Source organism: Tenacibaculum sp. AWR4_210 (assembly GCF_056160945.1).
On sequence record NZ_JBSWYF010000001.1, the window covers coordinates 585,444 to 610,373 of the forward strand.

At 39.0% G+C, this 24,930-nt stretch carries 22 protein-coding genes; 12 read left to right on the top strand and 10 right to left on the bottom strand.

Features of this window, described 5'->3' with window-relative positions:
- The gene (locus ACXAG7_RS02585; RefSeq protein ID WP_408043967.1) at nucleotides 1-1,008 is read right to left on the bottom strand and encodes a 3-oxoacyl-ACP synthase III family protein; all 1,008 of its coding nucleotides are present in this window, start codon (nucleotides 1,006-1,008) and stop codon (nucleotides 1-3) included.
- A 188-nt stretch (nucleotides 1,009-1,196) separates the two neighbouring features.
- On the opposite strand from ACXAG7_RS02585, the gene htpG reads away from it, so the two are divergent.
- The 3 genes from htpG (at nucleotide 1,197) to ACXAG7_RS02600 (ending at nucleotide 4,782) form a co-directional block, all read left to right on the top strand.
- On the top strand, nucleotides 1,197-3,107 hold the full coding sequence (htpG, locus tag ACXAG7_RS02590) for a molecular chaperone HtpG (protein WP_476665856.1): 1,911 nt from the start codon (nucleotides 1,197-1,199) through the stop codon (nucleotides 3,105-3,107).
- Between the two features lie 214 nt (nucleotides 3,108-3,321).
- Nucleotides 3,322-4,275 (top strand): OmpA family protein, encoded by a 954-nt coding sequence (locus tag ACXAG7_RS02595; RefSeq protein WP_476665857.1) that lies wholly within the window; start codon nucleotides 3,322-3,324, stop codon nucleotides 4,273-4,275.
- Nucleotides 4,276-4,293: 18 nt separating this feature from the next.
- Nucleotides 4,294-4,782 (top strand): hypothetical protein, encoded by a 489-nt coding sequence (locus tag ACXAG7_RS02600; RefSeq protein ID WP_408043970.1) that lies wholly within the window; start codon nucleotides 4,294-4,296, stop codon nucleotides 4,780-4,782.
- A 29-nt stretch (nucleotides 4,783-4,811) separates the two neighbouring features.
- Here ACXAG7_RS02600 and ACXAG7_RS02605 read toward each other — a convergent pair whose 3' ends face one another.
- Together ACXAG7_RS02605 and ACXAG7_RS02610 are read right to left on the bottom strand one after the other, a co-directional pair.
- Nucleotides 4,812-5,036, bottom strand: a complete 225-nt coding sequence (locus tag ACXAG7_RS02605) for a hypothetical protein (RefSeq protein WP_408043971.1) — start codon at nucleotides 5,034-5,036, stop codon at nucleotides 4,812-4,814.
- Entirely contained in the window at nucleotides 5,023-6,420 is a 1,398-nt protein-coding gene (locus ACXAG7_RS02610) for an MATE family efflux transporter (RefSeq protein WP_408043972.1), read from the bottom strand. Before ACXAG7_RS02610 ends, ACXAG7_RS02605 begins: the two co-directional genes overlap by 14 nt.
- A 225-nt stretch (nucleotides 6,421-6,645) precedes the next feature.
- Here ACXAG7_RS02610 and tpx point away from each other — a divergent pair, with 225 nt between their 5' ends.
- The 6 genes from tpx (at nucleotide 6,646) to ribB (ending at nucleotide 13,429) form a co-directional block, all read left to right on the top strand.
- Entirely contained in the window at nucleotides 6,646-7,143 is a 498-nt protein-coding gene (tpx, locus tag ACXAG7_RS02615; RefSeq protein ID WP_476665858.1) for a thiol peroxidase, read from the top strand.
- Between the two features lie 8 nt (nucleotides 7,144-7,151).
- Nucleotides 7,152-7,532 carry a diacylglycerol kinase family protein gene (locus ACXAG7_RS02620; protein ID WP_476665859.1) on the top strand — a complete coding sequence of 127 codons (381 nt, stop codon included), beginning with the start codon at nucleotides 7,152-7,154 and terminating at the stop codon, nucleotides 7,530-7,532.
- Between the two features lie 27 nt (nucleotides 7,533-7,559).
- On the top strand, nucleotides 7,560-10,067 hold the full coding sequence (locus ACXAG7_RS02625; protein WP_476665860.1) for an FtsK/SpoIIIE family DNA translocase: 2,508 nt from the start codon (nucleotides 7,560-7,562) through the stop codon (nucleotides 10,065-10,067).
- Between the two features lie 34 nt (nucleotides 10,068-10,101).
- The gene (gene lolA1 / locus ACXAG7_RS02630) at nucleotides 10,102-10,755 is read left to right on the top strand and encodes an outer membrane lipoprotein periplasmic chaperone LolA1 (RefSeq protein ID WP_408043976.1); all 654 of its coding nucleotides are present in this window, start codon (nucleotides 10,102-10,104) and stop codon (nucleotides 10,753-10,755) included.
- A gap of 82 nt (nucleotides 10,756-10,837) precedes the next feature.
- Entirely contained in the window at nucleotides 10,838-12,283 is a 1,446-nt protein-coding gene (locus ACXAG7_RS02635) for an LptF/LptG family permease (RefSeq protein ID WP_476665861.1), read from the top strand.
- A 3-nt stretch (nucleotides 12,284-12,286) separates the two neighbouring features.
- Nucleotides 12,287-13,429, top strand: a complete 1,143-nt coding sequence (gene ribB / locus ACXAG7_RS02640) for a 3,4-dihydroxy-2-butanone-4-phosphate synthase (RefSeq protein WP_408043978.1) — start codon at nucleotides 12,287-12,289, stop codon at nucleotides 13,427-13,429.
- A 47-nt stretch (nucleotides 13,430-13,476) separates the two neighbouring features.
- On the opposite strand, the gene ACXAG7_RS02645 is transcribed toward ribB, so the two are convergent.
- On the bottom strand, nucleotides 13,477-15,921 hold the full coding sequence (locus ACXAG7_RS02645) for a CHAT domain-containing protein (protein ID WP_476665862.1): 2,445 nt from the start codon (nucleotides 15,919-15,921) through the stop codon (nucleotides 13,477-13,479).
- A 25-nt stretch (nucleotides 15,922-15,946) separates the two neighbouring features.
- Nucleotides 15,947-17,176, bottom strand: coding sequence for a S8 family peptidase (locus tag ACXAG7_RS02650; RefSeq protein WP_476665863.1), 1,230 nt, complete (start codon nucleotides 17,174-17,176; stop codon nucleotides 15,947-15,949).
- 130 nt (nucleotides 17,177-17,306) lie between these two features.
- On the opposite strand from ACXAG7_RS02650, the gene ACXAG7_RS02655 reads away from it, so the two are divergent.
- Together ACXAG7_RS02655 and ACXAG7_RS02660 are read left to right on the top strand one after the other, a co-directional pair.
- Entirely contained in the window at nucleotides 17,307-17,846 is a 540-nt protein-coding gene (locus tag ACXAG7_RS02655) for an RNA polymerase sigma factor (protein ID WP_476665864.1), read from the top strand.
- A gap of 13 nt (nucleotides 17,847-17,859) precedes the next feature.
- The gene (locus ACXAG7_RS02660) at nucleotides 17,860-18,639 is read left to right on the top strand and encodes a hypothetical protein (RefSeq protein WP_476665865.1); all 780 of its coding nucleotides are present in this window, start codon (nucleotides 17,860-17,862) and stop codon (nucleotides 18,637-18,639) included.
- Nucleotides 18,640-18,680: 41 nt separating this feature from the next.
- Here ACXAG7_RS02660 and ACXAG7_RS02665 read toward each other — a convergent pair whose 3' ends face one another.
- The 4 genes from ACXAG7_RS02665 to ACXAG7_RS02680 form a co-directional block, all read right to left on the bottom strand.
- The gene (locus ACXAG7_RS02665) at nucleotides 18,681-19,616 is read right to left on the bottom strand and encodes an NAD(P)H-dependent flavin oxidoreductase (RefSeq protein ID WP_476665866.1); all 936 of its coding nucleotides are present in this window, start codon (nucleotides 19,614-19,616) and stop codon (nucleotides 18,681-18,683) included.
- Nucleotides 19,617-19,701: 85 nt separating this feature from the next.
- Nucleotides 19,702-21,318: a S8 family serine peptidase gene (locus ACXAG7_RS02670; RefSeq protein WP_408043984.1), complete on the bottom strand. Its 1,617-nt coding sequence runs from the start codon at nucleotides 21,316-21,318 to the stop codon at nucleotides 19,702-19,704.
- A gap of 44 nt (nucleotides 21,319-21,362) precedes the next feature.
- Nucleotides 21,363-22,559, bottom strand: coding sequence for a tRNA 2-thiouridine(34) synthase MnmA (gene mnmA / locus ACXAG7_RS02675; RefSeq protein WP_408044636.1), 1,197 nt, complete (start codon nucleotides 22,557-22,559; stop codon nucleotides 21,363-21,365).
- 180 nt (nucleotides 22,560-22,739) lie between these two features.
- Nucleotides 22,740-23,435, bottom strand: a complete 696-nt coding sequence (locus ACXAG7_RS02680; protein WP_408043985.1) for a toxin-antitoxin system YwqK family antitoxin — start codon at nucleotides 23,433-23,435, stop codon at nucleotides 22,740-22,742.
- 45 nt (nucleotides 23,436-23,480) lie between these two features.
- Here ACXAG7_RS02680 and ACXAG7_RS02685 point away from each other — a divergent pair, with 45 nt between their 5' ends.
- The gene (locus ACXAG7_RS02685; protein ID WP_476665867.1) at nucleotides 23,481-24,050 is read left to right on the top strand and encodes an adenylosuccinate lyase; all 570 of its coding nucleotides are present in this window, start codon (nucleotides 23,481-23,483) and stop codon (nucleotides 24,048-24,050) included.
- On the opposite strand, the gene ACXAG7_RS02690 is transcribed toward ACXAG7_RS02685, so the two are convergent.
- Nucleotides 24,047-24,898 carry a sterol desaturase family protein gene (locus ACXAG7_RS02690; protein WP_476665868.1) on the bottom strand — a complete coding sequence of 284 codons (852 nt, stop codon included), beginning with the start codon at nucleotides 24,896-24,898 and terminating at the stop codon, nucleotides 24,047-24,049. The two genes, ACXAG7_RS02685 and ACXAG7_RS02690, sit on opposite strands and share 4 nt — an antisense overlap.
- Between the last annotated feature and the right edge of the window lie 32 nt (nucleotides 24,899-24,930).

Below are 24,930 nucleotides of genomic sequence, written 5' to 3' on the forward strand. Positions count from 1 at the left end.
TTACCAGCGAATAACTACAGATCCCCAAGTAAATCCACTACCGAAAGCAGCCAATACTACTAGGTCACCCTCGTTAATTTTTCCTTTCTCCCAAGCTTCAGTCAATGCTATAATTACAGATGCCGCTGTAGTATTACCGTACTTCTGAATATTATTATACACCTTATCATCTGCCAATTGGAATTTCTTTTGAATAAACTGCGCAATTCTGAGGTTCGCCTGATGAGGAATTAACATATCGATATCCTCTTTTTGAAGGTTGTTTGCCTGTAACCCTTCTACGATCGCCTCTGAAAAACGCACCACAGCGTGTTTAAAAACAAACTGACCATTCATATATGGGAAATACGAAACATCGTCCGGATCATTTGCTTCTAAAATCTCCGGTACCCATCTACTTGTAGACGGTCCTACCAAGGCCAACTCCTTCGCGTGTTTTCCTTCAGAATGCAAGTGTGATGAAAGAATTCCTTTCCCTTCTTCTTCGCAACGCGACAATACGGCAGCTCCAGCTCCATCACCAAAGATTACGGTTACCCCTCTTCCTCTCGTCGATTTTTCCAATCCTCCTGAATGATTTTCAGAACCGATAACCAAGATGTTTTTATACATACCCGTTTTGATAAACTGGTCTGCTACTGACATAGAGTAGATAAAACCAGAACACTGATTACGTACGTCTAAGGCACCAATCGTAGGCATGTCTAATAAATCCTGTACACGCACTCCTCCACCTGGGAAATACATGTCTGGACTCAAAGTAGCAAAAATAATGAAATCGATATCATCTTTCGTCAATCCAGCTCTTTCAATAGCAATCTCAGCAGCTTTTGCTCCCATAGTAGAAGTATCTTCTCCTGATTTAGGATCAATCCAACGACGTTCTTTAATCCCTGTTCTCTCCTGAATCCATTCATCACTAGTATCCATAAACTGGGTTAGATCATCATTAGTAACCACGTTGTCAGGCACATAATACCCTAATCCTGTAATTTTTGAACTATACATAATTTTTTATGTTATTTTTTTACTTGTCTGCAAATTTTGAGCCTCCAAAACTACTAATTTTTAACTTTTTATACAAAACTAATGTAGCGTCGCTTGAAAGTATGCCATCTTGTCACAATATCAAATTTGGTATTTTTTTTGACCTACAAGGGCAAATACAATATAAGACAAAAAAACACAATAATATTATGAGTAAAGGAAACATTAATGTATCGGTAGAAAACATTTTCCCTCTGATTAAAAAATTCTTGTATTCTGATCACGAAATCTTTTTACGTGAGCTTATTTCAAATGCCACAGATGCTACCACGAAGTTGAAGCATCTTATTTCAATTGGAGAGGCACAAGTAGAACTTGGAAATCCAAAAATTGAAATCGCCATTAACAAAGACGACAAAACTCTTAGCATCAAAGACCAAGGTTTGGGTATGACTGCTGAAGAAGTAGAAAAATACATCAACCAAATCGCCTTTTCTGGAGCAGAAGAGTTTTTAGAAAAGTACAAAGACGACAAGAACGAAACTGGTGTTATCGGACACTTCGGACTTGGGTTCTACTCTGCATTTATGGTTGCCGACAAGGTTGAAATCATCACCAAGTCATTTAAAGAAGAAGCAGCTGCGCATTGGACCTGCGACGGATCACCACAGTATACCTTAGAGGCTCATGACAAAACCGACAGAGGAACAGAAATTATTTTACACATCGCAGAAGATTCATTAGAATTTTTAGAAGAAGGTAAAATTCGAGGATTGCTTACCAAGTACAACCGTTTTAATCAGGTGCCTATCAAATTTGGTACTAAGCAAGTAAACGACCCTGATTTCACACCACAAACTATCACTGACGAGGAAGGAAAAGAAACCAAGGAACCACACAGACAGATAGAAATTGATGACATCATCAACAACACCGATCCGGCTTGGACCAAAAAACCTAGCGAATTGGAAGCGGAAGATTACAGTAACTTCTACCGTGAATTGTACCCAACGCAATTTGAGGAATCTCTATTCCACATCCATTTGAATGTCGACTATCCATTTAACTTAACAGGAATCTTATTCTTTCCGAAGTTAAGTCAGAACTTAGACATGCAAAAAGACAAAATCCAATTGTATCAAAACCAAGTTTTTGTTACGGATAATGTTGAAGGAATAGTTCCTGATTTCTTACAAATGCTAAAAGGGGTAATCGATTCTCCAGACATTCCTTTAAATGTATCGAGATCGTATTTGCAAGCTGATGGTGCAGTAAAAAAGATTTCTGGATACATTACTAAAAAGGTAGCCGACAAACTCAGTTCCTTATTCAAAAATAACCGTGAAGACTTTGAACAAAAGTGGAATGACATCAAGGTAATTATTGAGTACGGTATGCTTTCAGAAGAGAAGTTCTTCGATAAAGCAAAGAAATTTGCCCTGTACCCTACCGTAGATAACAGCTACTTCACTTTCGATGAATTAGTTGAAAAGACGAAAGACGCGCAAACAGATAAAGACGGTAACCACATTATTTTATACGCTGCCAATAAGGACGCACAGCACCCTTATATCGAAGCAGCGAAAGCAAAAGGATATGAAGTATTACTTTTAGATTCTCCAATAGTTTCGCATTTAATGCAAAAACTAGAGACTTCTGGAGGAGATACTAAGGTGCAGTTCACACGTGTTGACGCAGACCATGTTGACAATTTAATTAAGAAAGACGATACTGTAATTTCTAAATTGAGCGATGAGGAAAAAGAAACCTTAAAGCCAATCATCGAAGGAGCTATCAAAAAAGAGAGCTATACAGTACAATTGGAAGCAATGGACTCATCAGCTTCGCCATTTTTAATCACTGTTCCGGAATTCATGAGAAGAATGAAAGAAATGAGTGCTACCGGTGGCGGTATGATGGGAATGGGTAATTTACCAGAAATGTACAATCTCGTGGTAAACACCAACCACCAATTAATCACTGATATTTTAGCAGCAGATGCTGAAAAACAAGAACAATTAGTATCTCAGGCATTTGATTTAGCCAAGTTATCGCAAAACCTACTTCACGGTGAAGAGCTGACGAACTTTATCAAGCGTAGTTACGAATTAATCAAATAACATTTTTCTAAAAGTCCATCCATAGCGATGGACTTTTTTTTACCCTCTCTACTCACAACACAAAGCTCGCAGCTTACTTCTGGCAATAGGCATTATCAGTACGCTCCCAGCGTTATCCTATACTTTCTTTTTCAAATTCTGTTCACTCTGAATTTGTTTTCCAAAAAGAAATTCCTATTTTTAGAGCTTTAACCAATCTACTACCCCCTTAAGTATGAGAAACTTTCTACAAGCTTTTCTCGTTTTTCTATGTTGGGCAGCACTTGCCTACTTTATGAATTCGACTTCTGACAAAGAAGTAATGAACGAGTCCCCTACTCTTAAAATGAAACCAACAAGTACCGTTTCAACGACAACTGTTGACAATACCAAGATCAAAACCGACACCGACAGTACCAAAATGACAGCTGGGCAATCGGAAAAAAAAGCGGAAGTCAAAATTTCGAACAAAGAGACGAGCTCCTCTCCGAAACCTTTTCGCTTTAAACACAAGTTTATAACGCACAACGAACACGGTAGAGTTTTATTCCCCAAAGAATTTTCGTATTTTAAGGATAGCATTTATCAATTCTTAAATACACATCAAGATCGTGAAATTCTTATCGAAACACTGTATTTAACCGATGGTCGCTATAAGGAAACAGAAGGTTTAGGAATGGCACGCGCTCAGTACCTCAAAGAAAAACTCATAAGAAACGGCGTAAATCCACTTCGCATCAAAACGCAAACTAAAGGAGCTGTTTTCGAATATGACCCAGAAGGATATTACGCAGAAGGAGTTCAAGTACTTCACAGAGGATATTCCTCTAAAACGCGAACTGAGCTAAGTAACAACTTGCAAAAACAAGTATGGCAACCCACAGTATCAAAAGATAAAATCATTGCCGACAATGCTTTGAACGCCTATGTATGTGAAGTTGCAGCGTACCTAAAACAACACCCGGAAAAACAACTGATCATTACAGGACACACTTTTTCTTCTGGCATAGCAGAAGCAGATATGGAAAAAGGACTGAAACTCGCCAATGCAATGGCTGATGTTTTTAAAAGCCGAGGAGTGCAACCCTCTCAAATAAAAACTCTTACTAAAGGTGCTTCCGAACCTCTAGTTGCTAATAATAAAAGAACTAAAAAGAAAAACAAACGTATTGAAATAGTAATCAACTAATAAACCCCCTTAAGTATTATGACACTCTTAATAAGCAGCAGCATTTCTGGTTTCCTCAATCTCTTTATTTGGATGCTAGGCTCGTTTTTAATCGGTTACTTTTTTGCTTGGAACTACTACAAGAGCAAGTACAAGCATCAACTGCACGAACGAACGGAAACCATACAAGAACTCCGTACTGAAATGCAATCGACCATTAGAGCTAAAAAGACAGTAGAACGCGGAGGTATTGAAATCAAACAACCCAAAGAACTCAATTTCGAAACCCTTGGAAACGCCAGCGAAGAACAGAAAGACGATTTAACGCAAATTAATGGCATCGGAAGTTTTATAGAAAAAAAGCTGAACAGTATTGGTATATACACCTATGAACAGCTCAGCAAACTGAATACCAATGAAATTGAAACCATTACCGACCTCATTCAGTTTTTTCCAGGTAGAATTGTTCGTGATCAATGGAAAGAGCAAGCTATCGCGCTATTGAAAACAAAAGAAAACGAGGCATAAAAAAAAGAGTACTGTATTGTACCCTTTTGCTATTCGTATCCCTCCATCTCAGCGTCGTAGAAGCTGCCTGCAGCTTCTATAAGCTTTTCCATCTCGTTGGCTAGCTCCTGCTCATTTTCTCCCGACACATCTTCAAACCACTCAATTTCATCGTCTTTTAAGTTAATGAGAAATCGAGGGTACTCCGTGTGTAGTACAAAAATATCTTCTGGATGACTGCTATTATCAGCTAGTAAAAATTTAGGTAAGTTCATGATGTTTTATTTTGATCAATTTTTTTGTTAGTATATTAAAGCGAATGTAAAGTAATACGGCTGCTGTTGAAAGTCCTCCTAGGAGTCCTAACCAAATTCCAAAACTTCCCAAGCGATCTGCATTCCCAAAATAGTAACTTATAGGGAATCCGATAAACCAATAAGAAATAAAGGTTATCAACGTAGGTATTAATACATCTTGTAAGCCGCGTAAGGCTCCCAGTACCATTACCTGAATACTGTCACTAATTTGGAAAATCGCCGCTGCAATTAACAATTTTGAGGCTATTTCAACCACCTCTAAGTTGTCGGCATAATTCACCTGATCCTTAAAATCGACATATAAATTCGGAAGTATTTCATTGAGTGCGAAAAACAGTATGGCAAAGCCCAACGCCAGCAACAAGCCCATCAAGAAAATAGAGTACGCTATTCTTCTCAACTCGACAAATGCTTGAAGCCCTCTTTGATTTCCAATTCTAATCATGGCGGTTACACTTAATCCGGTTGCAACCATAAAGGTCATAGATGACAAATTCAGGGCTATTTGATTGGCAGCTTGGGGGTTTTTACCCAGTAATCCACTCAACCAAATGGCCGCAGTAAAGATCCCTACTTCAAAGAGCATTTGCATGGCACTTGGTGCTCCTAAACTAATTATTTTGCTAACGTGATTCGCTTCTAGTTTCCAAATATTGATGTTCGTGACAATTCTTTGAGAGCGTTCCTTTTTCGCCAAGATCCACCAAATAAATGCCACCATTACTACACGTGATACTAAGGTACCATAGGCTGCTCCAACAATTCCCATTTCCGGAAATCCAAACTTCCCAAATATGAGTAAATAATTGAGCAATACATTGGTTACATTCGCCAACAACGTCGCATACATCGGGTACTTAGTCATCGACATCCCGTCACTAAACTGCTTAAACGCCTGAAATACAATCATCGGAATCAGTGAAAATGCCACTAAATCTAAATACGGTAAAGCCAAGCGAACCACTTCTTCGGGTTGTCCCATGCTGTACAGTGCAGATTTCGAAAAATACACGGTTAAAAACATCACCAATCCTAAGGTCAAACACAACACTAGTCCGTGTTTAAAAGTGGCTTTGGCTTTATCAAACTCGTTAGCAGCATCGGCTTCAGCTATTAACGGAGTAATTGCTGTAGAAAAACCAATTCCTAAAGACATGGCAATAAAAATAAAACTGTTCCCCAAGGAAACTGCGGCAAGCTCAGCAGTCCCCAGCTGTCCTACCATAATATTATCGATAAAGCTCACAAAGGTATGTCCCAACATCCCGAGCATAACAGGTGCTGCCAACTTCCAATTATAGGCAAACTCCTTGGTGTATTGATGTAAATTTAATGCAGTCATGGTACTTCTCTTAGGAACTGCGAAGATACTCCTTTTTTACCGAGTCCACTTCATTTTGGGAGATGTCTTGGAATACAAGCTAGGAAATTCATCCTTAGGACTTCTGCCTATTTCACTCCGAAGAGACTCCTCTTTTTTCCCTAGCATTTTCACTCCTTCCTCCTTTTCCCCCTTCATTTTCTTAAAATTTTAACTACCTTTGAATTCGACTAAAATCTAAAAAAAATGGCAAAAATAACTTTACAAGGAAATCCTTTTGAAACGCTAGGGACACTTCCGAATACAAATCAAAAAGCTCCTGATTTCGCACTTACTGCTGGAGATTTAAGCGTAAAATCACTCACAGATTTTTCTGGATCTCGATTGATTTTAAACATCTTCCCAAGTGTGGATACCGGTACTTGTGCTACTTCAGTGCGCGAATTCAACAAAAAAGCTGCAGCTTTGGACAACACCAAAGTATTGTGTATTTCAAGAGATTTACCTTTTGCTCAAAGTAGATTTTGCGGTGCCGAAGGAATCGAAAATGTGCTTATGTTATCTGATTTCAACGAAGGTCAATTCGGAAAAGATTACGGATTAGAAATTAACGACGGGCCTTTAAAAGGATTGCACTCTCGTTGTATCGTTGTCATTGATGAAAACGGAACGGTTACCTATACAGAACAGGTGCCAGAAATCGCTGACGAACCAAATTACGAAGCAGCTTTACAAGCCTTATAATTTACTGTATGAAGAACCCAAATGATGGTTTTATAAAGGGTAGACTACGAAGTGTTAAGTTCGCCCTCAAAGGAATGTGGCTACTAATCACCACAGAAGATAGTATAAAAGTTCAGACCAGTATTGCACTCATTGTGACGGCCATGGGTTTCTATTTTGAAATTTCATCGGTTGAATGGATGTTGCAATTGCTAATAATTGGTCTCGTGTTGGTTGCAGAAGCAATGAATACGGCTATTGAAAAGGTAGCAGATTTTATACACCCAGACTATCATGAAAAAATAGGGTTCATCAAAGATATTGCAGCAGGTGCTCCGGCATTTGCTGCTCTCGTTTCAATAATTATTGCAAGTATTATCTACGTTCCTAAAATTATCCTTTTATTTTAGCGTTTAGAGTATTGTTAATTTATTTTTATGGCAAAAAAGAAAACTACCGTTAAGAAAACTAAAAAACCATCACCCCTACTCCCCAAGCTTAAAGATTTTTTTAAGAATCGACAGAATCAAACGATTTTTGGTGCTTTTTTAATTTTATTTTCAGTCTTTTTAACCGTTGCCTTTATCTCTTTCTTTTTTACATGGCAAGCAGATCAAAGTATACTCAATCACTATAGTGACCGCAGCGAACAAGCGTCAAATTTACTAGGTAAATTGGGTGCAGAGCTCAGTCATGTTTTTGTGTATCGCGGATTCGGAATTGGTGCATTTTCACTGAATTTAGTGCTGTTTTTAACCGGTGCTCGAATCGTTTTACAAACCAATTTAAAAAAGGTGATCAGTTCGTGGAACTGGGGATTGTTAAGCATGCTATGGCTGTCTACAAGTTTGGGATTTGTAAACAGTAAGTACGCAGTACTTTCTGGTACTGTTGGTTTTGAAATTAACGAATACCTTCAGACGTTTATAGGAAAAACAGGATTGATAATACTCCTTCTCTTCTTTTTGATATCCTTTTTGATCATCCGATTTAGTATCGATCCCGATAGTATAGTCGAAAACTTAGAGACTAAAAAACAAGAAAAACTCGCTGCCCAAGAACGCGCTGCTGTTGCGGAAGCTGAACGTGCTGCTGCCCAAACGGCGGAAGAAGACTCGGTAGTACCGGATGAACAACCGGTAGACATGACTACCTCTTCGACAACGAATACCCCTGAAATGGAGCCTACGACGGTAACTGAGTCGCCATCTTATTCAAGCACAGTAGAAAACTTACAGCCTACCATTACCCACCACTCCGAGGTAACTCCTCAAGAACAGCAACAAACGACTAAAGATATACCTCTTGACAACGTGGTAACTCCTGAACAGGAAGGACCTTCAAAAGAAACAATTCAAGAAGTAGAAGTAGCCATCGAAAAAATTAATGAAGAAAAGAGTGTTGGCGAAAATCTTTCAGACCAATTACTGAAAGACTTCGGGGAGTTTGACCCAAAACTCGAATTGGGCAACTTTAAATTCCCAACATTTAACCTACTAAAGGAGTACAACGAAAGTATTTCTGTTGATCCAACAGAACTCGAGGCCAACAAAAATCAAATTGTTGAAACCCTCAAACATTACAAAATCGGAATTTCTCAAATCAAAGCAACCGTCGGTCCTACCATCACCCTCTATGAGATTATACCTGAGGCCGGTGTGAGAATTTCGAAAATTAAAAACTTAGAGGATGACATTGCGCTCTCATTAGCAGCCTTAGGAATCCGTATTATCGCTCCTATTCCAGGAAAAGGAACCATCGGTATTGAAGTGCCGAACAAAAAAGCGACCATCGTATCGATGCACTCGGTAATTTCTTCGAAAAAATTCCAAGAATCACCGATGCAATTACCTATTGCCTTGGGTAAAACTATTTCTAATGAAACCTTTGTGGTCGATTTAGCAAAGATGCCTCACCTTCTGATGGCTGGTGCCACAGGACAAGGAAAATCTGTTGGTTTAAATGCTATTTTGACCTCTTTACTCTATAAAAAACATCCGGCAGAAGTCAAATTTGTATTGGTAGACCCTAAGAAGGTTGAATTGACCCTGTTTAATAAAATTGAACGTCATTATTTAGCGAAACTTCCCGATGCTGAAGAGGCTATCATCACAGACACCACCAAAGTTGTCAACACGTTAAATTCCTTGTGTATTGAAATGGACAATCGCTATGAGCTCTTAAAAAACGCAATGGTTCGTAACATTAAGGAATACAATGCCAAATTCAAAGCTCGTAAACTTAATCCTGAAAACGGACATCAATTTTTACCGTATATCGTTTTAGTCATTGATGAATTTGCCGACTTAATTATGACCGCCGGTAAAGAAGTTGAAACTCCTATTGCCCGTTTGGCGCAATTGGCACGTGCTATTGGTATCCATTTGATCGTCGCAACACAAAGACCTTCGGTAAACGTTATTACTGGTATCATCAAGGCCAATTTCCCTTCGCGTATAGCCTTTAGGGTTACCTCAAAAATTGATAGTAGAACCATCCTCGATGCTCCAGGAGCAGACCAATTAATTGGTCGAGGTGATTTACTCTATTCAGGAGGAAATGATATCACTCGTATACAGTGTGCTTTTGTCGATACTCCCGAAGTAGAAAAAATCACGGATTACATCGGATCACAGCGCGCATATCCCGAAGCACATATCCTACCGGAATACGTTGGTGAAGAAGCTGGCACAGATATTGATGTAGCAATCGAAGATCGCGATAAATTATTCAAAGAAGCCGCTGAAGTTATTGTCACAGCACAACAAGGATCGGCCTCTTTACTCCAGCGAAAACTTAAATTGGGATACAACAGAGCAGGACGCTTAATTGACCAACTCGAAGCCGCAGGAATTGTAGGTCCTTTCGAAGGCAGTAAGGCCCGACAAGTATTAGTCCCTGATTTAGTAGCGCTGGAACAATTATTAGAAAACGAACGAAAATAAATATAAATTTCACCCTTAATTGACATACAAACAAATGAAAAAAATCGGATTATTTTTTATAGGATTAATGATTACAGCAAATTGCTTTGCGCAGAATTCTTCTGCACAAGCCAAGCAATTGTTAGATGAAGTATCATCAAAAATGGGTGCGTATAAAAACATGGTGATAGGCTTTACCTCAACGCTAGAAAACAAAGAGGCTGGTATCACCAATGACCCCCCAATTAGAGGACATATTACCCTATCGGGAGAAAGGTACAACTTGGAATACCTAGGTAACAATTTTTTATTCGATGGTAAACGATTGGCGGTAATCAATCACGAAGAAAAAGAAATCAACCTTACAGAAGGAGATTTAGATGAAGAGGACGGATTTATCTATCCATCGAAATTGTTGACTTTTTATAACGAGGGCTACAACTATACCATGGGAAAACTCGTTAACAACCGTGGAAGAAAAGTACAGTACATCGATTTAACTCCTATCGACAGTAATTCTGACATTGTAAAAGTACAATTGGGAATCGATGCAAAAACCAAGCATATTTACAAGCTAATACAAATTGGGAGTAACGGTGCAAAGACGACTTTTACCATTACCAAATTTAAAAGTAACCAGCCTATTTCAGCAAAGTTTTTCACCTTCAATAAAGAAAAATACGTAAATCAAGGCTACTTGATAGACTAGACATACAAAGTTTTGTTAATCTCCTTTTATGATTAACAAAACTTTTATGCTTTTTTCAAACTAACCCACTACCTTTGCATCTGTGAAGAAACTAGACAGATATATACTAAAGAGCTTTTTAATTCCCTTCCTAACTACTTTTTTAATCATACTATTTGTATTGATTATGCAAATGCTTTGGTTAGCCTTTGACAACTTTGCCGGAAAGGGAATCGGTGTTGTAATTATTCTTAAATTTTTGTGGTATTCTGCCCTCATGGCCACACCACAAGCACTGCCCATCGGTGTGCTGTTATCATCGATTATGACACTCGGTAGCCTCTCGGAAAAGTACGAATTCGCAGCGGCAAAATCAGCCGGGGTATCGCTACCACGACTCATGCGTTCAACAGTAGTGTTAGTATGTATGCTGAGTATACTCAGTTTTTTCTTTTACGACCACGTGTATCCCTACGCAGTTCTTAAACAACTCAACCTCAAGCACAACATCAAAAAGAAACAACCGGCACTCGCTTTGGTTCCTGGAAGTTTCAATACTGAAATCCCAAATTATCAGATTAAGTTTGATGAGAAATACGGAGAAGAACAAAACTTATTAAAAAAAGTATTGATTTATGACTTGTCTTCACGCAGAGGTAACAATAAAATCATCACCGCGGAGCGCGGAAAAATTCTTTCTGAAGAAGGCAGTCGTTATATGACTTTAGAACTCTATGATGGTTATTATTTTGAACATCATAAAAAAAATGGAGCCTCGTACAGCGAACGCTTGCGAATGCCAGCATCACATGCCGATTTTAAAGAATACACTATCAACATAGACATGTCGTCATTCGATACTGATGTGGAACGACTCCAGTACACCAAAAACTTCAATATGCTCAGCTTAAAACAACTTAGCGACACTATTCCTACGCTTAAAAAAACCTATGACGAATACATCGTTAGCCGAGCGAAGAACTTGTTTTTAGTATTGGATATTGAAGATTTACACCAATACCCCGACTCTTTGGTCAACAAAGAATTATCGACTGATATTTTGACTAATTTTGAACTCAAAGAGCAGAACGAAATTATGAGTACTGCAGTTTCGAAAATTGAACGAACACTCAACAATAATAAATCGTATAAAGACAATTTAAAAAACCGTCGTAAATGGTTAAATTTACACGATATTGAGTATTACAATCGCATTGCCTTTTCAATGTCTTGTTTGTTGCTGTTTTTTATCGGTGCTCCGCTAGGATCCATTATTCGCAAAGGAGGAATGGGGCTACCTATGATTTTAGCGATAGCCATTTACGTATTGTACTTTTTTAGTAATACTTTTGGTAAAAACATGGCAGAAGAGAGCTCGGTTACGGCACTACTCGGTTCTTGGATTGCTGTAATGCTCATGTTGCCTTTAGCAATTACATTAACTTGGAGAGCCACACGAGACAAAGGGTTGTTTGACATTAAAACGTTCTTTTCTCCACTAGTTCAACTAATAAAAACACTATTCTCTAAAAATAGAGAAAACACATAAAAAATGACAACACACACACAACCAAAAATCCAACTCAACGCTATTGAAGAGGCTATTGAAGATATTAAAAATGGGAAAGTAATCATCGTAGTTGATGATGAAGATCGAGAAAATGAAGGAGACTTTGTAGCCGCAGCTGAAAAAATCACACCGGAGCTGGTCAACTTTATGGCAACGCATGGAAGGGGACTAATTTGTACTCCACTTACAGAAAACCGCTGTAAAGAACTAGAATTAGGGATGATGGTTAGTAACAATACTGACCCCATGGAAACGGCATTTACGGTTTCTGTAGATTTGCGAGGAAATGGTGTAACTACCGGAATTTCTGCTTCTGATAGAGCTAAAACTATCGAAGCCTTAATCGATCCAAACACCAAACCATTCGAACTGGCTCGTCCTGGTCATATTTTTCCACTAAAAGCGAAAAACGGTGGGGTTTTAAGAAGGACTGGTCATACTGAAGCTGCCATAGATTTTGCGCGTTTAGCAGGATTACAACCCGCTGGAGTTATCGTTGAAATCATGAACGAAGACGGAACCATGGCGCGTTTGCCTCAACTCGTAGAAGTGGCTAAAAAATTCGATTTAAAAATAGTATCTATCGAAGACTTGGTTGCTTACAGAATGGAACACGATTCACTCATTGAGAAAAAAGAAGATTTCTCCATAGAAACTCGATTTGGTGATTTCCGTTTACGCGCCTACAAGCAAACGACAAACAATCAAATTCACATTGCCTTAACCAAGGGAACCTGGACCAAAGAAGAGCCTATTTTAACCCGTATTAACTCAACGTTAGTAAACAACGATATTTTAGGAACCTTAACCAACAACGCCGACAAAAAGCTCGATCAAATGTTTAAGGTAATTAACGAAGAAGGAAAGGGAGCAATTGTATTCATCAATCAGCAACCACAAGCACTGAATTTGTTAAACAGACTGAGAATATTGAAGGAAAATCAGACCAATGGAGTCATGAAAGCCCCTAGTGTGGTTATGGATTCTAAAGATTTCGGAATTGGAGCACAAATCTTACACGACTTACACATTAGTAAGCTTCGATTAGTGTCGAACAGCGAACAAACAAAACGCGTAGGAATGATTGGTTACGGATTGGAAATTGTAGATTACGTAAACTATTAAAAATCACTTCTAAGTAGATAATATATCGGCTCAAGTAACACTGTGTGTTAGCTTGAGCTTTTTTTATACCCCACTCCTATCCCTATGAGTGCAAAAATAACGGCGAGCCACCACCATGAACGCAAAGAATTTTTCGTAGAGTTAAAGTATTGATTTCTTCCTATTGCTATAAAAGACGCCCAATAGTACGGAGACTTCTCCGCCAATTGATGTTTTTCTAAATAGCGCAATTTAGCCGTTCTCAACGCTTTGCTTACCGTCTTACCTTTTGCGAGTTCTCGATAGAAGTTTTGAAAGATGAACTGGGAGGCGCGTTCATTCACATTCCATTGAGAAGCGATGACACAGCTCGTACCTGCATGCATAAATGCTTTGGCTAAACTCTGCGCTCCTTCGCCTATATCCATGCGTCCACTGGCTCCCTGACAAGCATCTAGCACCAACAAGTTTATGGGCAAATCTAATTCGGCAATTTGTTGTAATTCCAGAACCTGATCGTAGAATGCCAACCATGAATTACCCTTAAGCAAGTCCGTGCCTGCGTGCGTATTCAAATGTAGCGCATTAACAGTTGGCAAGGCATCTCGTAGCCTGTTGAGCGTTGCTCGGTCTCTAAAAAGTGCTTTTACGGGTAGCATGGTATCCAACCTGCGCAAGGCCTCTTCACTTTGACTCAGGTCATCGAAATTAAATTTACCAAACTCGGTTGGTGCCATGGTCAACAGCTGTAATTCATTGACTGATGTCTCTAAGGCATGGTAAACGGACATGGACGGCGAATAACTAACCGCAGTTTGGCTTATCAAGTACTTTTTTGAAGGTAAATACAGGGTTTCGAAGTTCAACTGTTGCTCTAAAACGTCTGGTAGCACGAGTAACTCTTTGTTTTCTAATTTTTTCTCGGCCTCCTGTACTGGCAATAGCGCCTTAAACAAACGACTGTTCAACTCGTAAAAGTCTCGAAACTCTTTTTCAGAACTCAAAGGCCCTTTTTGAAAATCCTTTAATTTTTTTACCTCAAACAAAACCTGTTCAGCATCGGCTACCTTAAAAAGTGTTGCATGTTCCTGGGTAAACCAGAGTCCGTACAATTCTCGATGATTACCAATATAACTCACCACCACTTGATTAGAGGTCATCAGTGCTTTAGCCTCGAGAAATGCAATGGTTTTAGGTGTTTTTTTTACCACTAAATCTTCAAGTAAAAGAAGTGCCTTGTTATTTTCCATATACCTAAAAGCCGCCTCTACATTATTTGTCAAATAGCAAAATCTCACTGCCAAGGTGTAAAAACTACTCGCTTTACGAAGCCAAAACAATTTGGATTGCCGTTTAAAATCAGTTGTTCTTAGCGCGTTAAAAACACGGTCAATTAATGTAATATAAAAAGCGATACGATTATCAACAGTTTCCTGATTACGCGCGTGTTGATCAATAAGTAGTGTTAAGTTTTCCAGTAAAAAATCTACGATATCCAAACCTCGCTCACAGGCCAATACCTCGGCGGCCTTCAAACTGTCAATGTTCCAAGTAGTTCCCAATAACAATTGAATAGCTCGATTGTTGTACCGCAACTTTTCTTCATCTGTCCCACAATCACCTTTATTATTTAAGATATAGGCTGCTACTACCGGAGAATCGGAATACTCTTTCGCTGATTCGTAATACCTCGTGGCTAATTTCTCTTTACCCAGTTTGGCATAAATTCTACCCAAGTTTGTGCTTACCCATGCTGTATTTAACGAATCACCTTCGGCCTCATAGGCTTCCAATGCCGCTCGATACAATTGCACCACCTCTTCAGAAGGACGGATGCGCTCCCGTATATTTGCTAAATTGTTAGCTACACTGGGTAAAAATCCGACAGATGCTAACGCGCGTTCATGACTGGTAATTTCAGCCTCATAGCGTTCTACTTCATCCATGGAACTATAGACCCAAATAGCTGCTTCATGTGCCTTTTGATGCGTCAATACATCTCCATGACTAGCGTAGCCCTTTACAACGGTATCCAATACTTCTAAAGCTTTAAAATAATCACCTCGTTCCCCTAAAATATAAGCGAACTCTATCATGGCCTTATAACTAAACTTCGTCTTCACTTCCGCATTGATAAGTGCTCTCAATACCTCTTGTCGTTTGTCGAACTCGCCGAGTTTCCCGTAATAAAAAAGTAGGTTATAACGACAATTCGAAACTAAATAAGCAGCTTCTACTTCCGACTCTTGAAGCATTTTCAACGCTTTTTGTGTAACTGTAACCGCGTCGGAAATACGGCCTGCCTGATACCATAAGAGCCCCATCTTTCGAAAACCGATGGCCTTGTCCTTCAAACTGCACTTCGATTTATTTAAAAAATCCTCAAATACACGAAGTTTTTCATCCAACGGCAATGCCAATTTGTACAACGAGTCTATCTGTTGCCTTGTTTGAGATTGTTGAGCAAACACTGAATTTATACAGATAACCATCATCAAAAAACTCCATTTCATAGATATGTAACTTAGTAGTTTACTACTAATGTAGCAATTTATTGTATTTTACTGGCACACTGAACACTACAGAATCTCCAATATTACACAATCGCTTTATAAGCTCATGGGGTGTTATTTTTAGTTTCCTAGCGTGCAATTCTCTGGCGGCAACAGCCGTTACCAAAGGTGCTGCAAAGGAGGTTCCTGATATTTCAAGTACTGCTCCTTCTGAATTATAATATCCGATCCTTTCACCTTTAGCAAAGAAATCAACACTCGATGAACCAAAATTGGTAAAACTAGCGCTATCAGCGCTTTCCGTATTGGCAGCAGCGACACTGATTACATTGCTCGACTGAAATCCTGAAGGATAATGCCCCACTTGATCTGCATTTTTCGACTGATTCCCTGCAGAACATATGACTGTTACTTCTTCTTTGTAAGCCGAAAGTAAATTCTCAAAAATACTCATATCCAACTTTTTATTCGAATCATACCAGCCCATACTAATATTTACCAACTGTACCTTAGGAAGCGCGTAATACAAACCACAAAGCAAATTAAAATAGCTCGCCGTTCCTTTGGCATCGCAAATCTTAACCGGCAGTATTTGAAACGGAATGCGTTCTTTTAAATGGGTATATAAAAGATAAGTCACCATTGTACCGTGGCGGTATTCATGGTCATCAAAACAATTCTCATCGTTGTTGACAAAATCCCAACCGGCAATATCTTGCAGTCCTAAATGACTTGTATTGTACAAAAAGGCTTCTGTAAATGCAGGATGATCTGCATAGATTCCCGTATCTAGCACTGCAATAGAGACTCCTTTGTTTTGTTCGACAACTTTTGTTCTAAAATCAGCTTGTTGCACTAGGGGTAAACTTACCGGACTCACCGTTTTTGTCTCGAATTTAAAATCTGTATTCACGGCTACAATTTCTCCTTCTGGGCCGCCACTACCCGCCTTAATTGAGGCCTTTTTATCCTCGATATCCACTCCTTCTCCAAATAACCAAAGCTCTAACACACCATCAGGACAATTGGCACAAACATCAAATGCTGTAACTTGATATTTCAAACGCAGCGCCTTCTTTTTCCAATCGGGGACAAAATCTTTGAATTGAACAATCAAACGCTTTGTGTCCTCTGTGAGTTTTGATGCGGTATATACCTTTATTTCATCTTTTGACAAACGCAATACCTCCTCTTTGCTACAGCCGATACACGTGTAAAAAAAGCCTATAATGACAAATAGTTCCTTGTACTTCATATTTCTTATTTTGGTTAGTAATTTGACTCTTAAAGTGCGATCCTCAATGAAGTTCGCTCACTTTATAGAGTAAAAAACTACTGGGTATTACCCAATTATTTTTTACTTTAGGGAGACTAGCCAACTACCTATGACAGAAAGTGAAAAATACATACATGCCCTCAAAACAGGGAATGAAAAAGTAACACTAGAGATTTACGAACGATACCATAAAAAAATCCGCCGTTACATACTTAAAAATGGCGGGAATACAAACGAAGTTGACGATGTTTTTCACGACGCCTTGTTATACCTTATCGTTCTCTTTAAAAATAAACCCGTTCGTATTGTTTCCTTCGAGGGATACTTTTTCACTGTTTGTAAAAACATTTGGAAAAAATCAAAGAAAATAAGTAAAAAGGAGGTAATAAATGAACTTCCTGATACACTAGTCCATACACAGGAAGCTCTCAGTAATGCCTTGTTAGAGCACCAACGAAAAGAATTGTACATAGAAGCATTCCAACAACTATCAGACAATTGTCGCAACCTGTTGGGCTGTTACTTTAGTGGTTCTAGCTACGAACAGTTACTAGTGGAATTCAATTACAGCACCGTCAATACGGTGCGGCAACGAATTTTTAAATGCAAAACGAAACTCATGGAGATACTCAAAAAAAATCGACACTAACCCCCTTAAAGGCATGAAAGAAACACCAACAGAAAATATACACCGCTACCTCTTTTCAGAGATGAGTCCCTCAGAAATGAGTACTTTTGAGGTACACTGTAAGCGTCAACCAGACTTGTGGCTTGAGCTCCTGGACACCTATGAGTTCCACCGCAGTTTTAACAATCCTAATTTGGGAAGTCATACCCATATCCTCGAGCTAGAAGCTCAAAAAAACATCCATAAGCTATTACATTCAGCCGAGCTACAAAAATCTTCTAAGTCGATCAAAAAAACAGCACAAAGGTATCATCAAAGGAAGAAAAGAAAACAACTTAAACTATGGGGTTTCACCACTGCAGCTGCCGCAACGATTGCCTTGCTCATTACCCTTACGGTACTTCCAAACAAGTACGAAGCTATTTACAATCAACACAGTGATTGGCACGACCTACCCTCTTTTATAGAAAAAGGAACTACTCAAAATCAACTCATTAGTATAGAAAAGCTTTACCAAAATCAATTGTATCAACAGGTAATTGATCTCAGTAGGCAAAACACTTCTGTTTACAGTTTAATGTACGAGGGTGCCGCAGAAGTACAACTTAAAAACTACCCCGCTGCGCTCCTTTGTTTTAAGCGCTTAGCGGCCATGGAACACCTGGAAAGTTCCAGAGGTTATTGGTATCAATTACTCGTTTATATAACAACTGAAGATCGTGAAAACACCCAACGAATGCTCCGCAAAATTCTGTCGAGTAGTGACCACTACAATTACCACAAAGCAATCGCTATTCAACAACAATTGCACTAAAAGAAAAACACTAGTCAATGACTAGTGTTTTTTATTTTCTATTACAAAAAGTTTTGCATTTGAACCGCTTTAAATTCCTCTATCAATTCCCTTACCACCTGTCCGGCTGGCTTTATCTCATTGATGATTCCTGCTATTTGTCCAATTTCTAACTCTCCTTCATCCAAATCTCCTTCAAACATTCCGCGTTTAGCACGCGCACGTCCTAGAAGCGTTTTCAAATCATCTACGCTCGGATTTTGGGTGTACAGCATTTGTACATCCTGAAAAAATTTGTTTTTGACCAAACGTACGGGAGCCAATTCTTTGAGTGTTAATTGTGTATCTCCATCCTTTACTTCAACAATGGTATTTTTAAAATTCTCATGTGCTGAAGACTCTATTGTCGCCGCAAATCTACTTCCTATTTGAACACCGTCGGCTCCTAGCACCATGGCAGCCATCATCCCTTTACCAGAACCTATACCTCCAGCAGCAATAACGGGAATTTTCACCTGAGCTTTTACCATAGGTATCAATGTAAACGTAGTCGTTTCTTCGCGTCCGTTGTGTCCTCCGGCTTCAAAACCTTCACAAACCACGGCATCGACACCTGCAGCTTCTGCCTTTAAAGCAAACTTTACCGAACTCACCACATGTACAACCGTAATACCTTTTTCTTTTAAGAATTGTGTCCATGTTTTCGGATTACCAGCAGAGGTAAAAACAATTTTCACTCCTTCCTCCACGATGATGTCCATTATTTTTTCAATATCAGGATACAACATTGGTACATTCACCCCAAAAGGTTTATCTGTTGCTTTTTTACATTTTTGAATATGGGTACGTAATACGTCCGGATACATCGATCCTGCACCAATCAACCCCAGTCCACCGGCATTAGAAACGGCTGCTGCCAATTTCCATCCCGAAACCCAAATCATCCCTCCTTGAACTATGGGATACTCGGTATTAAATAAAGATGTAATTCTGTTCATATGTAGCTATCTATACTAGTTAGAGCTTTTCTCAACAAAAAAATTACTGAGAAAAGCTCCAAGTTATAGGGTAAAAATACAATTTTTATTCTTTAACGAATCGAATACTTTGGGTATTATTTTTACTCGTCAATTCCAAAATATACACTCCAGTCTGGAGTTCTTCTATACCGATAGACTCATTTTTCAACACTCCTTTTTGCACAAGTGCTCCAAGCACATTTCGTATGCTGTAATCGACATTAACTTGCTTGCTTTTTACAAATAACTGCGTAGTTACAGGATTGGGGTATACTAGCAATGCATCTCTGTCTTGTACTGAAGTAACCCCTAAGGTCGTTTTATAAGCCTTTTCTAAATCCGGTATTCCATACCCGTACTGTGCAGTAGGATTGGTATAGCGATCGGCAGATTTACGGATGATATCCATAATTTCCATATTCGTTCTGTTCGGAAAAGCTTGCCACATACAGGCTACCGCTCCTGCCATAATCGGTGATGAAAAGGACGTTCCGTTAATTGTTCTGGTATTTCCTGAAATATAGTCCAGCACATATACACTGAGACCATGAGCTAAAACATCGGGTTTTACGCGATTATCAGCCGTAGGACCAAAAGAACTAAACGAGGCAATACTTTTAGAAGCACTTACTGCTCCGATGGTAAATACTGATTTTGCATCGGCAGGCGCCGAAACATACTTCCATCTTTTATTTCCGTCATTTCCTGCAGAGGTTACTAAAATCATTCCTCTAGAAACTCCTATTTCCGCTCCTCGTGAAATAAAGGCTGTTTTCCCATCCATATCACTATAGGTGTGATTGTAGGCTGTATTGTCAAATTCCGTGTATCCTAATGAAGTATTGATCACATCGACTCCTAAACTGTCTGCTCGTTCTGCGGCCTCTACCCATAAACTCTCTTCATGAGGACCTTCATTGGCGATATCTTCAGTGATAAACAAATAAAAAGAAGCGTCAGGAGCTGTCCCGACAAACGACTTGTCGACATATCCGGCAATATCCGACAATACGTGCGTACCATGACTGTGTCCAGTATAAAAATTGTTACTTCTATTCACAAAGTCATAGCCTCCTAAAATTTTATTGGCATCGCGTAACCTCTTAAATCCTGCAAGTGTATTTACATTAGGGAAACCGGCATCGATGACAGCCATATGTACCCCTTCGCCCGTAAAACCTTCTTTGTGTAGAAAGTTCGCTTTAATCATACTCACTTGGGTATTGGCTATTCCGTAATCAAAATCTACTTGTATCTCCGAAAACTTGTTCGGACGCTTTACATGCTTTACCGTTCTCGATTTTCCTCCAGGCTTATTCAGCGACTTATTGGCAAACTCAATGCTTTGCACAAAATTTAAACTGGTTTTCACACCATCGATAACGGCTTTGGTACCGCGAACATGAACCGCGTTTAACCATCTCGATTTGGCGACTAAGGTCAGTCCGCTTACATTTTTAAGTTGGCTGTAATAATTGGCATCGACAGGTACGTCTTTTTCGTCCAAAGCAATTTTTTGCTTGGTTCTTCGATCGAGCGATCGCTGGGTTAACATGGTTGTTGGGTTGGCTAAAAAAGTTGCCGACTGAGGTTTGTCTTTAAAATAAACCCAAGCATCTTCTTCTTGAGCGACTCCAATGACAGATTGAAGTAATGCGTAAACTAGTAGTAATTTTTTCATAACCACTAAATTACTACTTTTTACGCATTATTTATTAACACAGGTTAACTTATGACTCCTGAGCCTAAAAGTTCTTCATTTTTGTACCAAGCTACAAATTGTCCTTCCTGAATAGCCGATTGATTGTTATCAAAAGCCACGTACAGTCCTTCGTTTGTTTGGTATAGTGTTGCCTTCTCTAAAGCTTGGCGGTAGCGAATTCTGGCCATGACTTCCATGGTTTCTCCTACGGCTAACTTTAAATCCTCTCGAACCCAATGTACTTCCTCATCTTTAACGAGCAATACTTTTCGATACAATCCTTGATGATTTTTTCCTTCACCGGTATAAATCACATTATCCTCAACATCAGTCTCAATGACAAATAAAGGCTCCTTAGTTCCACCTACGGCAAGGCCTTTGCGTTGTCCTTTGGTAAAATAATGCGCACCTTGATGCTCTCCTACCACCTTACCATCAGTTGGCTTGTACACGTATTTTTGTGCTTTAAATGCCAACTCTTCAGCTTTGGAATCAAAGTTGGGTTCAGGAATTTGGTAGCCTAAATGATCGGCTGGAACCTGTATGATTTTTCCTTTTTTAGGTTGTAATTTCTGTTGTAAAAAGTCAGGCAAACGAACCTTACCAATAAAGCACAGACCTTGCGAGTCTTTTTTATCGGCTGTTATTAAATCGGCTTCCTTGGCAATTGCTCTCACTTCTGGCTTTAAGAGCTCTCCCACCGGAAACAGTGCTTTTGACAGTTGTTCTTGTGACAGTTGACACAAGAAATAAGACTGATCTTTATTGCCGTCTTTTCCTGCCAATAATTTGTACACCTTTTTACCGTCTATCACTTCTTCTGATTTTCGACAATAATGTCCTGTAGCTACATAATCTGCTCCTAAACTCAACGCGATATCCATAAATACGTCGAATTTAATTTCGCGATTACACAGCACATCCGGATTTGGAGTTCTCCCTTTTTCGTATTCGTTAAACATATAGTCCACAATGCGCTCCTTGTATTGCGCACTCAAATCTACTGTCTGAAATGGGATTCCTAATTTTTCCGCCACAATCATGGCATCGTTGCTGTCTTCTAACCAAGGACATTCATCCGAAATAGTCACAGAGTCATCGTGCCAGTTTTTCATAAACAAACCGATTACTTCATATCCCTGTTCTTTGAGTAAATAAGCGGTAACACTGCTATCTACTCCTCCAGAAAGTCCTACTACTACTCTTTTCATTTTACTAATTTGAACTGCAAAATTACGAATAACTTTTCGTTCTTACTATGGAAAGTACTAATGTGCCTATAAAGGAAATTGATAACCATTTTACCACCTGTGACATCAGGCGAGAAATCGTATAAAGAGTATTGTCCTTGTTTCAAAAAAAAAAGCTACTTAAAAAGTAGCTTATACATCGATCATCGTTTATTTTCCGTAGTCAGACAAACGTTCTTTTTTCTTCTTGGATAGCTCTCCATCCATATAAAATTCCCATTTTCCAATGCGTTTCCCTTCTTTGTAATTTCCTCGTTCCTTGAGTTGCCCTTTTAAATTGTAATAGGTTCCTTTACCGTCGAGTTTACCATTGCGGTAATTCACATCTTCTAAAAGGACTCCAGCATCGGTATAAATTTTAGAATTCCCGTGCTTCTGTCCTGCTTTATAAAAGGTTTTTTCAGTTACCTTCCCATTGGGATAAAAAATAACTGTAGGTCCATCAAGCTGGCCATCACGGTACTGTTCTTCTGAAACTTTTCTGCCATCAGCAGCGTAAAAAGTCCATTTTCCGACGCGCTTTTTTCCCAAAAGAAACCCTTTGCTAGTCAGCTTCCCTGTTCCGTTGAAAAAAGAAACCTTAGCCGTGTCGTTTGCCACAGTATACTCTTTAATAGCCGCAGGGATTTTTGGCGCAGTTCTGCTATAAAATTTAAAAACACCTACTTCCTTTCCATTTTTAAACTGTCCTGTATATCGAACAGTGCCATTTTCATAGGTCTTTTTCCATATTCCTGTACGTTTTCCATTCTGATCAAACTGATTGATCTTTTGTCCCATCCCCTCCGTGATAAAAAACACTGTAAACAAGGATGATACTAATAGTATCCTTCTTATATTTATCATATTTATTTTATCGTTATAAATTCAAAGTTACACAAACCATACCAAATGAGTACTAATTTTTTAACTTCTGTACTTGATGACATACAGAATGCTGCAAGAGTAAATCGAAATAAAGCTGCAAATATTGTGCTGGAATCACCAGAACTCTTAGAGGAATTGATTGCGATGACTTTTGAAGTCAACCATAAACGCTCCATAAAAGCGGCTTGGGTGTTAGAATGGATTTGTACTCATCACGACCTTGATTACTTACTTCCGCATTTAGATATCTTCTGTACGCAACTCCATCAATTACAGTTTGACAGTGCGGTAAGACCCTGCGCAAAAATCTGCGAGCAACTAGCAAAAGCCTACAATGCAAAAAAACAGAACCTCACAAAGACAAGCCTGAAAGATTCACATATAGACCTTATCATTACTACGGGATTTGATTGGTTACTGGGCCAACACAAGGCCGCTGTAAAAGCCTATACCATGACCAGCCTGTACGAACTAGGAAAACACAGAGCATGGGTACATCCTGAATTAAAGCATTTAATTGCTAGTTCTTTAATTCACGAAAACAAGGCTTGTATGGCTAGAGGCAGACACTTGCTTGCCCTACTTAACAGTTAATTGTTCACTTTTCTGAGCTCCTCTAAATTTGTTGGAGATCGGTATCCTTGAAAGGGTTGCTTCAATAGTTCTTTTAAATCACTATTTTTGACTTCATCGGGAAAGGTATCAACTCCGTACACAATTTTTTCTCTGTCCAGCTCCATATAGGTACCAAACATCCTATCCCAGATAGAAAAGATGTTTCCGAAATTGCTGTCGGTATAGGGCAATAAATTGTGATGATGTACCTTGTGCATATCGGGTGACACCAATACATAACTCATCAATTTATCAAGTTTTTTAGGCATTTTGACATTGGCATGAGTCAACTGCGTAAATACGAGTGACATGGACTGATACAACATAATGATTCCTATAGGAGTTCCTACCAAAAAAACTCCGACTAAAGTAAATGTAAATCGGATCACGCTTTCTATAGGATGATGCCTATTGGCTGTAGTCGTGTCGACTTTATGATCTGAATGGTGTACTAAATGCACCATCCAAAGCGGTTTAATTCTATGTTCTACGAGATGTGCCAAATAGGCTCCAAAAAAATCTAACAACAACAAACCTAACAATACATATAGCCACAAAGGCATTGCTGGTAACCAATTAATAAGTCCGAAATCGTTGGCAACGACCCATCTGGAAGTTTGTAAAAGCAAGAATGCGAGCACGAAATTGATGATTACCGTAGTACCTGTAAAAAACAAATTGGGCCAAGCGTGTTTCCATTTATTGTACTTGAACTTAAAGAGAGGTACTGCACTTTCCAAGAGCCAGAAAAAAGTAATCCCTCCTACCAATATAAGACTTCTATGCGTAGAAGGAATCGTTTCGAAATAATTGATGAGTGTTTCCAAGAGTTAAAATTTTGCTTAAATATAGAAAAAAA

Excerpts from the sequence above, each read along its gene's own strand:
- ACXAG7_RS02585 (WP_408043967.1), bottom strand. The coding sequence starts at position 1,008 with ATGTATAGTTCAAAAATTACAGGATTAGGGTATTATGTGCCTGACAAC.
- htpG (WP_476665856.1), top strand. The coding sequence starts at position 1,197 with ATGAGTAAAGGAAACATTAATGTATCGGTAGAAAACATTTTCCCTCTG.
- ACXAG7_RS02595 (WP_476665857.1), top strand. The coding sequence starts at position 3,322 with ATGAGAAACTTTCTACAAGCTTTTCTCGTTTTTCTATGTTGGGCAGCA.
- ACXAG7_RS02600 (WP_408043970.1), top strand. The coding sequence starts at position 4,294 with ATGACACTCTTAATAAGCAGCAGCATTTCTGGTTTCCTCAATCTCTTT.
- ACXAG7_RS02605 (WP_408043971.1), bottom strand. The coding sequence starts at position 5,036 with ATGAACTTACCTAAATTTTTACTAGCTGATAATAGCAGTCATCCAGAA.
- ACXAG7_RS02610 (WP_408043972.1), bottom strand. The coding sequence starts at position 6,420 with ATGACTGCATTAAATTTACATCAATACACCAAGGAGTTTGCCTATAAT.
- tpx (WP_476665858.1), top strand. The coding sequence starts at position 6,646 with ATGGCAAAAATAACTTTACAAGGAAATCCTTTTGAAACGCTAGGGACA.
- ACXAG7_RS02620 (WP_476665859.1), top strand. The coding sequence starts at position 7,152 with ATGAAGAACCCAAATGATGGTTTTATAAAGGGTAGACTACGAAGTGTT.
- ACXAG7_RS02625 (WP_476665860.1), top strand. The coding sequence starts at position 7,560 with ATGGCAAAAAAGAAAACTACCGTTAAGAAAACTAAAAAACCATCACCC.
- lolA1 (WP_408043976.1), top strand. The coding sequence starts at position 10,102 with ATGAAAAAAATCGGATTATTTTTTATAGGATTAATGATTACAGCAAAT.
- ribB (WP_408043978.1), top strand. The coding sequence starts at position 12,287 with ATGACAACACACACACAACCAAAAATCCAACTCAACGCTATTGAAGAG.
- ACXAG7_RS02645 (WP_476665862.1), bottom strand. The coding sequence starts at position 15,921 with ATGAAATGGAGTTTTTTGATGATGGTTATCTGTATAAATTCAGTGTTT.
- ACXAG7_RS02650 (WP_476665863.1), bottom strand. The coding sequence starts at position 17,176 with ATGAAGTACAAGGAACTATTTGTCATTATAGGCTTTTTTTACACGTGT.
- ACXAG7_RS02655 (WP_476665864.1), top strand. The coding sequence starts at position 17,307 with ATGACAGAAAGTGAAAAATACATACATGCCCTCAAAACAGGGAATGAA.
- ACXAG7_RS02660 (WP_476665865.1), top strand. The coding sequence starts at position 17,860 with ATGAAAGAAACACCAACAGAAAATATACACCGCTACCTCTTTTCAGAG.
- ACXAG7_RS02665 (WP_476665866.1), bottom strand. The coding sequence starts at position 19,616 with ATGAACAGAATTACATCTTTATTTAATACCGAGTATCCCATAGTTCAA.
- ACXAG7_RS02670 (WP_408043984.1), bottom strand. The coding sequence starts at position 21,318 with ATGAAAAAATTACTACTAGTTTACGCATTACTTCAATCTGTCATTGGA.
- ACXAG7_RS02680 (WP_408043985.1), bottom strand. The coding sequence starts at position 23,435 with ATGATAAATATAAGAAGGATACTATTAGTATCATCCTTGTTTACAGTG.
- ACXAG7_RS02685 (WP_476665867.1), top strand. The coding sequence starts at position 23,481 with ATGAGTACTAATTTTTTAACTTCTGTACTTGATGACATACAGAATGCT.